At 66.0% G+C, this 12,496-nt stretch carries 9 protein-coding genes and 1 tRNA gene; 6 read left to right on the top strand and 4 right to left on the bottom strand.

Annotation, left to right across the window (positions count from 1 at the left end; genetic code table 11):
* Positions 1–161 precede the first annotated feature (161 nt).
* On the top strand, positions 162–617 hold the full coding sequence (locus HWY05_RS22815) for a CesT family type III secretion system chaperone (protein WP_035546652.1): 456 nt from the start codon (positions 162–164) through the stop codon (positions 615–617).
* Between the two features lie 90 nt (positions 618–707).
* Here the strand turns inward: HWY05_RS22815 and HWY05_RS22810 are convergent, their stop codons facing one another.
* Complete coding sequence (locus HWY05_RS22810) at positions 708–1,187, bottom strand: hypothetical protein (RefSeq protein ID WP_176059726.1); 480 nt, start codon at positions 1,185–1,187, stop codon at positions 708–710.
* 384 nt (positions 1,188–1,571) lie between these two features.
* On the opposite strand from HWY05_RS22810, the gene HWY05_RS22805 reads away from it, so the two are divergent.
* From HWY05_RS22805 to HWY05_RS22790, 4 genes are all read left to right on the top strand, one after another.
* Complete coding sequence (locus tag HWY05_RS22805; RefSeq protein ID WP_176059725.1) at positions 1,572–2,195, top strand: GNAT family protein; 624 nt, start codon at positions 1,572–1,574, stop codon at positions 2,193–2,195.
* 184 nt (positions 2,196–2,379) lie between these two features.
* Positions 2,380–5,595, top strand: coding sequence for a winged helix-turn-helix domain-containing protein (locus tag HWY05_RS22800; protein ID WP_176059724.1), 3,216 nt, complete (start codon positions 2,380–2,382; stop codon positions 5,593–5,595).
* 184 nt (positions 5,596–5,779) lie between these two features.
* Positions 5,780–9,160: an autotransporter gene (locus tag HWY05_RS22795; protein ID WP_176059723.1), complete on the top strand. Its 3,381-nt coding sequence runs from the start codon at positions 5,780–5,782 to the stop codon at positions 9,158–9,160.
* Between the two features lie 100 nt (positions 9,161–9,260).
* Positions 9,261–9,599: a YggL family protein gene (locus HWY05_RS22790; protein ID WP_176059722.1), complete on the top strand. Its 339-nt coding sequence runs from the start codon at positions 9,261–9,263 to the stop codon at positions 9,597–9,599.
* Positions 9,600–10,091: 492 nt separating this feature from the next.
* On the opposite strand, the gene HWY05_RS22780 is transcribed toward HWY05_RS22790, so the two are convergent.
* The 3 genes from HWY05_RS22780 to HWY05_RS22770 all read right to left on the bottom strand — a co-directional run bounded on the left by HWY05_RS22780 (position 10,092) and on the right by HWY05_RS22770 (position 11,209).
* On the bottom strand, positions 10,092–10,370 hold the full coding sequence (locus tag HWY05_RS22780) for a hypothetical protein (protein WP_176059720.1): 279 nt from the start codon (positions 10,368–10,370) through the stop codon (positions 10,092–10,094).
* Positions 10,367–10,849, bottom strand: coding sequence for a DUF2778 domain-containing protein (locus tag HWY05_RS22775; protein WP_176059719.1), 483 nt, complete (start codon positions 10,847–10,849; stop codon positions 10,367–10,369). The genes HWY05_RS22780 and HWY05_RS22775 overlap by 4 nt, the downstream gene beginning before the upstream one ends.
* A 275-nt stretch (positions 10,850–11,124) precedes the next feature.
* Positions 11,125–11,209 (bottom strand) — tRNA-Leu (locus tag HWY05_RS22770).
* A 197-nt stretch (positions 11,210–11,406) separates the two neighbouring features.
* Here HWY05_RS22770 and HWY05_RS22765 point away from each other — a divergent pair.
* Positions 11,407–12,480, top strand: a complete 1,074-nt coding sequence (locus HWY05_RS22765) for a LacI family DNA-binding transcriptional regulator (RefSeq protein WP_176059718.1) — start codon at positions 11,407–11,409, stop codon at positions 12,478–12,480.
* Positions 12,481–12,496: the final 16 nt, after the last annotated feature.

The raw sequence follows: 12,496 nt of genomic DNA, 5'->3' as shown, positions 1-12,496 counted from the left end.
GGTCCCGTTTCTGTTTTTGTTTACGACGGGCGCCGGCTGTGTCTTTTGCGCGTTTGCGTTTTTTCGCCTTTACGTTTTTTCGCTTTTTTGCCGGCGCCGCGATGCGGTTTGCCGGGACATCCGGTTGAGCCGCGCGCGCAACCGCCAAGCAGGGTACGAGGATGAGCAGCGAGCGTTACACCAGCCTGATCACGGATCTGTGCGCGGTCGTCGGTCTCGGCGACGCGGACCATGTGCTGCGCTCACGCTCGATCGAGGTTGAAGGCTTCGACGTGCGGCTCGATTATTTCGAGCGCGACCTCGACGCGATGTACGCGAACTTTCATTTCGGCACGGTCACTGCCGGGCGCACGCTCGTCGTATTCCGGCTGATGCTTGAAGCTAACCTGCTGATCTATGCGCAGGACCAGGCGCAACTGGGACTCGACACGGACACCGGCGGCGTCGTGCTGGTGCTACGGCTACCGTTCTCCGACGACCTCGACGGCAACGCGCTCGCCGATCTGCTCGCGCACTACGCGGAACACGGCCGCTACTGGCGGCAAAACATCGTGGAATCGAGCGACGAGATGTTCGAGGGAATCGCTTCGGGGGAGTTTTTCTGGCTGCGGGCTTAGTGTTCTGAGTGCGGGCCTGGCGTTCTTGCTGCAGCCCGGCTGTTCCGGCTGCGGGCCTGGCGGCACGCGCAGCGGACCCTGACGCGCACGTCAGCCCTTCGACGCCTCTTCGATATTGCGTGCGCCCTGCTTCATCAACTCCGCGATCTGGTTGACCGCCGCCTGCTCCAGTTGCATCACGCCACCGAGCACGTTCAAACCCGCCTCTGCCATCCCCGTGACGCCGTTCGCCGTATTAGCCGCGCCTTGCGAAAACGCGCCCAGACGGCCGGCGCGCCCTTGCATCCCGGCCGCGAGTTTCTGCGGCATAGCGGCCGCGGCGGAGGTGGCCGCCGTCGCCGCCGAAGACACCTTGGCCGCGAACGACGCGCGCGTACCCTTGCCCGCCGCCGCCGTCGATGCGCTACCACCGTTGCCGGCCAGCGCGTTCAGCTTGGCATCCGCCTGCGGACCGGCGTGCGGCGCACCGCCGCCCGCCTGGCCGCTGTCTGCCGCGGGCGATGGCGAAGTATGGGATTCGGTGAGCGGCAGCGCGCCACTGGAACGTCCGATCGAGGGGGAATTCGGCATGGTGCGGGCTCCTGGTGTAAATGTGCGCCGCACGAGCGAAGCACAGGACAACGGCATCGAAGAACGGGCGTCCTGATCGACGTTACAACCCGCATGCGAAACCTGCCGGCGCGATGCGAACCCGTGTGCGCGGATGCGAAGCGCAACGCGGCATCAGCCATCAGCCATCGACCCTCGCCGAGCCGACGCGGCACGCGGCGTTGGCGCTCGGTTGGCGCTCGGTTGGCGCTCGGTCGGCGCTCAGTTGGCGCGCTCCTGGCAATCCCAGCGCCTCCACCACCAACCCGTGTTCGCACGTCTTTACACCGGTTCGCGGCCGGTCGTGCGAGGGTCATACGGCAACGGCACACTGCGGGGACTCGTCGCTCAATCGGAGTCCGACTCATGCGCCTCACCCCACTCGACAGTATCGACACCCCGCTTCTGCGGCTGCGCCCATTGACCCTCGCGGACGCCCCCGCCCTGTTCGACCAGATGCTCGGCGACGCCGACACGATGCGCGACCTCCCCGTGTTACGCCAGAGCGGCGTGAGCCAGACGGAGGGTTTCATCGCCGAGGCGCTGAGCGGCTGGGACGACGGCAGCCTGATTCGCTACACACTCGAATGCAAGGAGACCGGCCGGCTGACCGCGCTGATCGAATTGAAACCGACGCTGCCGCGCGTGGAAATCGGCGTGATCATCAGCCGTCATGGCGGCGCGCGGCGACGCCGGGCCGGCGTGCTGGCGCTGCAGGAATTGATCGACTGGCTGATCGAACAGCCCGGCGTGTACCGCGTATTCGCGTGCTGCGCCGTGGACGGCGCGGCGCACAGTTCGATGGAGCGACTCGGCTTCGCCAGGGAAGCGCGGCTGACCAACCACGAACCCCGCCCGAATCGCGGCCTCGTCGCGGCCGACAGTTATCTGTTCGCGCTGACGCGGCCGGCGCCCGTGCCGCCGGAACCGGCCAGCGAAGGCGCCGCGTGGCTCCGCAACACCATGCAATGGAGCCTCGAGGATGCCTGACACGGTTGGACCGCTCGAACGATCGCCGCGAATTCGAAGAAGTGTTCGCAATACAGGCAATTGTTCACTTCTCAGGCGATAATGCAAAGGTCTGACGAATGGCCGCATCGCGGTAATTCGTTACGCATGCCTTGCGAGTACCCCTCGCCGGTGGACCGAAACACTACTACGCCGGAGACCCATCATGTCGCTACCGCGGCTCACTGGTCAGGTCATCGCTTTTTCGCGATTCTGGCTCGCACGCGACGTGGGCCTGCTGATATCCGACGGCGCCGTCATCGAACTCGGCGCCCGTCCGTTCGCCATGCTGGCGGCCCTGCTTGAGGCCCGCGGCCGCGTGGTGTCAACCGTTGAGTTGCGCGAACTCGTCTGGCCGGGCAGCACGATCGACGCGAACACCGTGCAGGCGCAAATTTCCGCGATTCGCCGCGCTCTCGACGACGCCCGCGATCTGATCGTCACCGTGGCCGGTCGCGGTTATCGCTTCGCGGGTGAAATCCGCGTGCTCGATACGCCCGACGCCGGGCTCGATCTCGCGGCGGCGAATGCAGGCAGCATTGCGGCGTCGCTCGCGAATTCGTTTGCGGCGAGCGAGGCGGCCGGCCCGTCGGCCACGGCAACGCTCGCGTCGAGCTCGGCTTCCACGTATGGCGCGACGTTCGGTGCGGCTGGGTCGGGCTTCTCGTCCGGCTTCTCCTATGGTGCTCAATTCGGCGCGCGATTCGGTGCGCAATTCGGTGCGCGATTAGGTGCACCACTCGGCACACCACTCGGCGCGCGCTCCGCATCGGCCCCCGCCGCCGCGTGGGACGCGCCTCTGGCGTCGCGCCTCGCCACCGCGTCCGCCACGCCGTCCACGCCAGCTTTCCCCGCGCTGATGCCAACCAGCGCGAGCGCTTCGCTTCGTTCGCAGAGCATCGATCCGTCACCGTTCATCGGCCGTCATGCCGAACTGTCGGAACTGCTCGCGCTGGTGCCCACGCGCCGCATCGTGACGCTGACGGGCGCCTCCGGCGTCGGTAAAACGCGTCTGGCGATCGAAGCCGCGAGCCACCTCGGGCCGCAATTTCCCGACGGCGATTTCTGTGCGGCACTCGCTTCGCTCGCGCAACCCGACCGCGTGGCCAACGCGATCGGTGCGGCCCTCGGCCTGGAGCCCGCCGGCGACCTCACCACCTCGGCCAACCTGGCCGCGCAGATCGGCGAGCGGCGCCTGCTGCTGATCGTCGATCACTGCGATCATCTGAGCGAAGCGGCGGCGGCGCTGATCGATACGCTGGTCGCCAACACCACGGGCTTGCATGTGATTGCAACCTGCGAGTCGCCGCTTTTCATCGGCGGCGAAGCGACGGTGCCGGTGGCCGCGTTGCGCGTGCCGCCCGAACAGACCGACGAGACGCCCGCCACGCTCGCCACTCTCGACTACGACGCGCTGCGGCTCCTCTTCACCCGGCTCGCGCACTGTCTGAAAGCGGCGGCATCGCACGCGCCGCTGGCCGACGTCAGCCAGCTCGCGCCGACCACCTTCGCGGCCGCCGCGCTGATTTGCCGGCGCGTCGACGGCGTGCCGTTCGCGCTCGAACTGGCGGCGGCGACCATCGCCGGCCAGGTGCGCAGCGGCATGCCGCCGGAAGATGCCATCGTGGCGTTCGCGCGCGAACTCGACACCGTCATGACCCATCGCAGCGGCGGCCGCCGCATCGTGCTGCCGCGCGCGGCGATCGTCCACGTCATGCTCGATCTGTCGTACGCCGCGCTCGAAGCGCCGACTCGCACGATGCTGCGCCGGCTCGGCATTTTCGCCACGGCGTTTTCGCACGACGCCGCCTACGAAATGCTCAGCGCGTTCGGCAGCGATTACGGTCTCGAACCGCCCGAAGGACACCAGCTGGAACACCAGCTTCATACGTTGATGGACGCGGGGCTCGTGAATGCGGTCGATTGCGACGGCACGTTGCGGCTGCGCCTGCCGCCCGCCGTGCGCCGTTTCGCGCTCGACGCGCTGGAGCGCAATCGCGAAAGCGCGGAGGCCGGCCTGCATCATGCGCAATTCGTCGCTCGCGACATGGCGCGCCGGTTCGGCGCGGGCGTTGCCATGGCCACCGCGCACAGCCGCTACGATATCGACGCGCTGCGCGCCGCGCTGGAGTGGGCCGTCTCCGTCGACAAGGTCGAGTTGTGCACCGAGTTGCTCGACAACACCGCGCCGATCTGGGCCGCGCTCGCGCTCGTCGACGAATACATCGGCTGGGTGCGTGCGGTGCTGGCGCGGGTGGACAGCGTGTCGATGCGGCGCATCCGCGACGAGATGCGGCTGCGCGCCGTGCTCGCGCGGGCGCTGACGCTCAAACGCAGCGCGTCGGCGGAGATCGTCGAGAGCTGGCAGCGCACCTACGACCTCGCCAACATCTGCGCCGATACGCCGTACCGGCTGCGCGCGCTGTTCTGCCTCGTGATGTGCGCGCTCGACGTCGGCGAGATCAAGCATTGCCGGTGGCTGTCCGGCCAGTTCAGCGAGATTGCGCCCATCGCGCACAGTCCGGTGGTGAGCATCAACGCGCGGCGCATCGAGGGCATCGTCACGGCGTATGGCGGCGACTTCGACACCGCGCTCCGCCTGCTCGCGCCGGTGGTCGGACTCAATGACGACGCCGACGGCGTCGATGAAGAGATGAGCCGCGAGGCCAATGCCGTCGCCACCAGTTATGGGCTGTCGCTACATCTGGTGGCCCGGGCAATTCATGCCGTGACGCTGTGGCTGGTCGGCGAACCGCAGACAGCCGCCCCGCTGCGCGTCACGATCCGCGACCCCGCCGACGAGAGCGAACCGCTCGCGTGTTGCATCGCGCTCAGCCTCGCCTGCGCGCTCGCCGCGCTCGACGACGACATCGCGCTGACCGAGTCCTGCGCCGCGGCACTCGTGACGCGGGCGCGCGCGGCGGGCGTCAAACGCTGGCTGCGCGTCGGACTCGATTTCCAGCTCTGGCTCGACGCCCGGCGCGGCGATGAAGAAGCCGCGCTGCGGCTGATCGGCGGCGCGGCGAAACGCATTGCGCGCGAACGCGTGCAGGTGCCCGACATCGCGTTCATCGCCACGCTGTTGCCGCGTATCGCGCTGCATGGCGCGCCCGAATTCGCGGCGACGCTCGGCGCGACGTTGCGTGACGCCGTGACCCGTAGCGAGCGAACCGGCGAGCTTTGGTACGTGCCCGAGCTGTTGCGTCTGGAGGCCATGGTGCGTCTGCGTAGCGGCGACGATCCGGGCACCGTGCGGCCGCTGCTCGAACGCGCGCTGCAACGCGCCCGGCAGCACGGCGCGCAGCGGCTCGCGCTGCGTATCAGCGTCGATCTCGAAGCGCTGGAAGCCTCGGCTGGTGTGGGGCTGCTTCGCGTGCGGTGACGTTGCTTCGCTCGCTGCCTGGGGTGTCATATGCGCGCTAGACCAGCATTGGTCTCGTAGCGCTCGAGGCTTCTGCCGGCGTGGGGTGCTTCGCGTGCGGTGACGTTGCTTCGCCCTCTGCCTGGGGGTGTCATACGTGCTGCATACCGTGGGTTCAACTGCCGCTCGTTGAACGCCACTCGCCATGTCCGACATTCATGCCGTACCGCCGCGCGTGCCCCGCACGCCCGAAACCGAAGCAGCCGAAGCGACCGCAGCGCCGGTTCATCGGCCCGGCGAAGCGCCTGCCGCGACGCCTGCCGGTGCGCCACAAGCGCGGCCACTGGTCGACGATACGCTGCTGGGCCGGCTCGGCAATACGCTATCGCGAACCGGTGCGCGGTTACGGGCAAGCAAGTTCGATGTCAGCACCGCCCTGTCGCAAGCGAGCCGGCACGGCAAGCCGTTCGCGCCGGCGGACTTCACGGCTAACGGCGAGCGGTATCCGGCTAAACCGGTGGCGGGGTCGAGCGCGGCGGCAACACCGTTGGCTAAGAGCGAACGGCAGAGCCGTCAGGCGCTTGGGAAGACGGCGCGTGCTTCGGGTGGCTCGGGTGGTTCGGGTGCTTCGGCGGCGGCTTCTTCGGGTGCTTTGGCTTCTTCGTCTTCGGCTGCTTCAACTCCATCCATCGCGGCGGCCGCGCATGCCGCTACGCCTGCCGCCGCACACGAGCAACCCGCATCGACGATCCCGCTCGACGCCATGGCCAGCGAAGCCGCGTTGCGCGAGTACGTCGGCCATCAGCTCCCCGCGCCTGCGAACGATCTGCTCGCGCAGGCCACGCTGTCGCATCGCCTGAGCGCATTAGGCGGCCCCGACGACGCGTTGCCGGCGAGTCGCGGCGCGCTCGTCGCCCAGGCCTTGCACGGCGCGACGATCGGCGACTCGCGCAGCGCCAACAACGTGCTCGACGCGCTCGACCACCTCGACTTCGCGCAGATGCACACCGCCCGCTCGAGCACACCGGCCGAAGCCGGCGCATGGCAGGTCGCGCGCACGCTGGCGCGCACCGATGCCGGTTTCGAAGCGCTCAACCAGTTGCGTCATGGCGGCCAGCCGGCGCCCGGCACCGCGTCGACCCAGCTCGCGCAACGCATGATGCTGCAAGCCGCCGACGCGCTCGATCCGCCACTCCACGGCGCGGGGCCCGCGCAGGATCCGGCGCCCGCGGCGGTCGCCGCACGCGCCGCGCCGGCAGCGGGCACGCCCGTCAGCGATGCCCCGCTCGCCTGGCAAGCCTACGACGCGGCAGCGACACTGACCACGCAAGGGCGCGGCGCGTTGAACGCCGATCAGAAAGGCGCGTTCTTCGCATGGCGTCAGAACTTCCGCGAGGACGGACGCGGCAGCGATTTGTCGCAGGCACGCGAGCGTCTGAACAAGTTCTCGGCGAAGACGATCGACCGGGTCGGCGAAAACCGCTGGAAGAGTTTCTTCCCTCGCCTCGTCGGCAAACGCAGTTCGCCGCTGTCGGCGCTGCGCTTCGGCACGCAAGGCGTGCCGCGCAAGACCGTCGGTGCCGAGCAGGCCAAACTCGAAGACGGCATGCGCCAGGCGTTGGCGCCGTTGTGCGAGCGCCCGGAAATGCGCGCCGCGGCGGCGTTGTCGCACGCGCGTCCGGAGCAGTCGATCGCCGAACTCGCCGCGCTGCATGTCTGGCTAGAAGCTGGCGGCTTTCCGAACGGCCGGCTCGACGCCGGCCAGTTGCATCAGGTCACCGAACGCGCGCAGCAGTTGTGCGCGGAACTGCAGCCGCGCGATGTCGGTTCGCCCGCCACGCTCGACCGCCTGCGCGCCGAGACCACGCGTTGGGCCAACACCGACCCGCACACGCTCGGGCGCAGCAAGCCGTTCAAATCGATCGCGAAGCAGCCGTTCAATCTGGAACGGCTCGCGTCATGGGGCAAGGTCGCCAAGGTCCCCGCCGATTCGCCGTTCTGGACCCAGGTGTCGTCGCTGAAGGATCGGGCGCGGCCGCCTACCCCGACCGCCGATGCGGAGAGCGCCGGCGCGGTCCGGCAAACGCTCAAGGACGTCGCGCACGATCTGCAATCGAGTTCGCGGCTGCGTCTGACCGACGGCAACCGCATCGGCGTCAGCACGCGCGGGTTGTCGGCGAATCTCAGCAAAGTCTTGCATGCGGGCGCCGTGCCGATTGCGCCGCGCCTCGATCTGCGCGCGTCGAAAACGCGTGAAGCCGTGGTCGAATTGAGTCGCGGCACGCATGGCGTCGAGATGTTCGTCGGCACCGCCAAAACGCAGGTGCGGCATGCGGGCGTCGGCTTGCTGGTCGGCTATGACGTCGACGTCGGCCTGACCCAGATGCGCGCGGGACTGACCACCCAGGCCGTGCTGCATTCGCAGGAGTTGTCCGAGCCGAGCGGCGTGTCGCTGCGCGTGGCACGGCGCGTCAATCAGAACGGCACCGGCTATGACGACGGCGCGATGCGCGAGAAACTCGAAGGCGTTATCGATCACGTTTTCGACGAGACGACCCAGACGCACGGGGCGAATTCGGGCGGCGCGCGCGGCACCTGGAACCGACTCGCCGAGCACTATTTCGACGATCCCGACGTGTCCGTCAGTTGGACCGATACGGTGGCGCGCACGGTCAAGCGCGGGGCCTCCGCCGACGTGGGCGTGTCGGTGAGCGTGCCCAAGGTCGGCTCGCCGTTTCGCGCGGGCGCCGCGCTCGGCATCGGCTATGAAAAGACCGCGAAACAGACGCTCGATTCGAACGAGCAAAGCGGCCGCGTGCAAGTCGAGCAGCATCGGGTGGGCGCCGGCTCGCGGCTGATCGGACGCTTGAGCGGGACGCTCAGTGCGACGCAATCGGTTGGCGCGCACGATTCGAGCGTGGGCGTGGGCCTCGTTTCGCTCGATGCGCCGTCAGCTAGCATGACCTTCGCCGACGACAGCCATCTCGCCAAGGTGCAGCTCGTGCGCGAGAACGGCGCGCTGATGCATCGCGCGTGTCTGTTCGACACCGAGTATTCCAGCGCCGAGACCTACACGCGCGCGGTCGATGCGAGTCGTGATCAGTGGGTCGATCTTTTTGCAGAGCAGGCGCTGGCGGAGCAGGATGCCGAGCGTCAGGACGCGCGGTTGAACGGTCGGCCAGCGCCGCAGCAACCGCCGGCGCGTGCGGTTGCAGAGGAACGGCTTGATCGGCATCTCGGTGATGTGAAGGCGAATCGGCGGCCGAATCAGACTTACTTCCATCGGTATCGGCTCAAGCGGGGTGCGGCCAAACAACTCGATTTGCTGGCGGCGATGTCGAAGCAGTTGCCGCCGGCGGAGACGGCGGCGGGACATCCGCAGATCGATGCGAAGGTAGATGGGATTCTGAACGATCCCGCTTCGTGGATGCCGATTGAGTTGAAGGTTAAAGAACGGACGACGAGCACGCGGAGTCCGGGGTTTAACTTCGCATTGCAGTTGAATACGCAGACGAGTGCGACGGGGGATCGGGAGTTGTTTGCGGAGAGTATTCCGTTTGCGTTGGTGGATCGGTTGGATGGGTAGCTGGGACGGTGCGATCCACGCTAATGCCGCCGCGCTTGCTGACGGGGACCCGTGGCGGCAGAATACAGCGTAAATTGAAACCACCGACTCGGGAGGGCAGATGGCAGGAAGACGTAATCACCGCCAACGCAAAAAATTGCGAATTGGCGAATATCAGGAACTGGGCTTCGAAGTGTCAGCGCAGTTCACGCATCCGCTTGAAACCGATCAGCGTGACGCGCTTTTTGATGCATTTCTGGCGGAGTGCATCGAGGCCAACGGCATGCTATTCGGCGGAGGTATGAACGACAGCCTGGGTGGCTTCATCGTGGATAATTCCGCTCGAGGATCGGCCACCGACGACCAGCGTGAACATGTACGCCACTGGCTAGAAGGAAGAGAGGAATTTGCCAGCGTTGAGGTGGCACCGCTTAGGGACGCCTGGTACGGGTACGATTGATAGGACTCATGGCGCGTGGTTTTCCACACGCGTCTTTATGGTCTTTCGGACCGACGCCTGGGTGACGGATCGTTTGACCATGGGTAAGCGAATAATGCCGTGGCGCCCAGCGCCGACGCGCCGTCTCACTTGCGCATGTATCGCGCTCCGATCGCACCGCCCCAATACTTTTTCCCGTCCTTCTCCATCGACCACGGGTTCGAATGCTCGCGGTGACTACGCGCGACGTAGCCCTCGGCCTCGGACTTAAGCCGTGCGCGCTCTTCACAACGATGGCGCCGATGCCACTGAGCCTTGCCGGCTGATTCGCTCTCTGCGGTGGTTATGCCCATGATGGGATTCTTTCTCCTGCTGCGACTCATTTTGCACCTCAGTTTTGATAGCTGAACGTGCAAAAGCCCGCACGCGGCGGGCTAAATGAGATTCGAGAGTGCTTCTGCCGGTCGCCATTGTCCGGGACTTGGAGCCTGGCACCCTCAGGCAGGCTCGGGATCAGTGAGAAGCCTGCCGGGTTCTGAGGTGTCGAATCAGCGTTGACGCCACCCAGACGACAATCGCCGCGATGATAAAGCTCGCGGTAAGCAATACGCCCAACAACACGTTTTCCTCCCCCTCGGTGCCGGCTGTTCGGAACAGTTGGAACAACGGCGCCAATGCCGTCCACGCCGCATCGCTACCGACCCAGCGCGCCAGAGGGCCAATCTGCGAAAGACCGATGAATACGAGCGGGGTAAGCAAGGCAGCGAGAGCCATGCGCAAGATGCTTTTCATCGCACTTCCACCGTTCCGTAGTACGGGATATCCGTACCGGGGATCATCGTAGCCGGTTGAGATAGCAGGTAGCCTCGCAGGCGATCAAACTGCGCCTGCGATGTGAGCGTGATGCATCCATCGCTGACATTCCAGCGGCCGGTAGGATGCAACCGGAAATTGCCGCGCCTCACGCCGTTGACGAACGTCCAATCGTCAATCTTGCCGTCGGCGCTGTACAGCGCGAACCAGGTGGCGCGCTCACTCTTAGACCAGATATCGAGAGCGAAGTCACGCAGCCGTCCGAGCCGGCCGCCGGGTTCGCGCGTGATGATGTAGTAGCGTCCCTTCGGAATTGGTCCTGCTCCGACAACTGCGGTATCAGAGGGATTGTCGATGTGTTGACTATTGCCTGAAAACGCAGCCACTCCTCCGAAACCAGAGCAGACTAGAGCGGACACTTTCTGATTGTTAAGTGTGAAATAGCAGGATGCAGGCATTACCAAGCCCTCAATTGCGATAGACGACGGTAATGTATGACGAAATAGATCGCGCAGGCAACGCAGGAAGTTGAACAGCAGTGAAGTTATGCGGACTGACTGCGAATAGCCCAGCGCTGTCCAACTGACTGTCCTCACATAACAGAATCGTCCCAAAAGCTGCCCACCCTGACGGGTGTCAATAGGAAACGTTGAGCAACGATGGGAGTTAAACCTGGTTAAACCCTGAACGCAGAGGGTTTCTTGCCAACTACGGGAAAAGCTGGGAGAACCCATGGTACCGGGGACCGGACTTGAACCGGCAAGCCGTGAGGCGGCGGATTTTAAGTCCGCTATGTTTACCAATTTCATCACCCCGGCAGGGTGTTGAATCTTACGTGGACGCGAATTCTACCATTGCCTGGCGAGCGCACCAAACCGGCGCAATCCGGAGGTCCACCCGCCCATCCCCGCCCCCGCCGCGCTGAATTTCGAAGTCATCCGCAAGTCACAAAGCTTCCCGATAATCCGCTCACGAAAACGTTTACAACCCGACGTTTACAACCGAGCGGAACCCCATGACCCCGACGATCAAAGATGTCGCCGCGCACGCTGGCTTCTCCATCGCCACGGTCTCGCGCGCGATCAACGCGCCGCACACCGTGAACCCCGTCACGCTCGACAAAGTGCGTCAATCGATCGACGCCCTCAACTTTCGCCCCAGCCCGCTGGGCCGGCAACTGCGCGGCGAGCGCACGCGTCTGATCGGCGTGATTCTGCCGACGCTCGCCAACCCCGTGTTCGCCGAATGCCTGCAAGGCATCGACGAACTCGCGTCGGCGCAGGGCTACCGGCTCATGCTGATGACCACCCAGTACGACGCCGACCGCGAACGTCACGCGATCGAAACGCTGCGCGAACATCGCGTGGAAGGCCTGATCCTGACGGTGTCCGACGCCGACACGCACCCGCTGCTCGACGAACTCGACCGCGACGGCCTGCTCTACGTGCTGATGCATAACGACACGGTGCGTCGCCCGTCGGTGTCGGTCGATAACCGCCTCGCCGCCTACGACGGCGTACGCATGCTGATCGCGCACGGTCACCGCCGCATCCTGATGCTGGCCGGTTCGCTGGCCGCATCCGACCGCGCCCGTCAGCGGCATCTGGGTTACTCGCAAGCCATGCAGCAGGCCGGCCTCACCCCGGCGCCCGCGCTCGAAGTCGATTTCAACGCCGACGAGCTGTCGCCGTCGGTGCTCGCGCATCTGACCAGCGGGCCGAATCGCCCGAGCGCGCTGTTCTGCAGCAACGACCTGCTCGCGATGGTGGTCATGCGCGGCCTGCGCCGCGCGCGTCTGCAAATTCCGCACGACATGTCGATTCTCGGTTTCGACGGCCTCGCCGTGGGCGATCTGCTGTCGCCGCCGCTCGCCAGCATCTGCGCGCCGAATCGCGAAATCGGCTGCGCGGCGTGGCAGCGTTTGCTGGCGCGCGTCGGCGGTACGTACGAAGCGTTGAACGAAACCTCGCTGACGCTGACCTTGCCGCACAGCCTGCGCCAGGGCGCGACCATCGCGGCGATTTCGAATCGCGATGCCACGTCGCCGCCGCATGCATCGGCGGCCACTGTGGAAAAACCGTTCGCCTGATCCGTCTTTCGACTCA

Source organism: Paraburkholderia sp. BCC1876, from assembly GCF_902833695.1.
GTDB lineage: Bacteria > Pseudomonadota > Gammaproteobacteria > Burkholderiales > Burkholderiaceae > Paraburkholderia.
Note: the sequence above shows the minus strand (reverse complement) of the source record. Positions and strands in the feature narration are given on the sequence as shown.

Excerpts from the sequence above, each read along its gene's own strand:
- HWY05_RS22765 (WP_176059718.1), top strand. The coding sequence starts at position 11,407 with ATGACCCCGACGATCAAAGATGTCGCCGCGCACGCTGGCTTCTCCATC.
- HWY05_RS22790 (WP_176059722.1), top strand. The coding sequence starts at position 9,261 with ATGGCAGGAAGACGTAATCACCGCCAACGCAAAAAATTGCGAATTGGC.
- HWY05_RS22800 (WP_176059724.1), top strand. The coding sequence starts at position 2,380 with ATGTCGCTACCGCGGCTCACTGGTCAGGTCATCGCTTTTTCGCGATTC.
- HWY05_RS22795 (WP_176059723.1), top strand. The coding sequence starts at position 5,780 with ATGTCCGACATTCATGCCGTACCGCCGCGCGTGCCCCGCACGCCCGAA.
- HWY05_RS22810 (WP_176059726.1), bottom strand. The coding sequence starts at position 1,187 with ATGCCGAATTCCCCCTCGATCGGACGTTCCAGTGGCGCGCTGCCGCTC.
- HWY05_RS22805 (WP_176059725.1), top strand. The coding sequence starts at position 1,572 with ATGCGCCTCACCCCACTCGACAGTATCGACACCCCGCTTCTGCGGCTG.
- HWY05_RS22815 (WP_035546652.1), top strand. The coding sequence starts at position 162 with ATGAGCAGCGAGCGTTACACCAGCCTGATCACGGATCTGTGCGCGGTC.
- HWY05_RS22780 (WP_176059720.1), bottom strand. The coding sequence starts at position 10,370 with ATGAAAAGCATCTTGCGCATGGCTCTCGCTGCCTTGCTTACCCCGCTC.
- HWY05_RS22775 (WP_176059719.1), bottom strand. The coding sequence starts at position 10,849 with ATGCCTGCATCCTGCTATTTCACACTTAACAATCAGAAAGTGTCCGCT.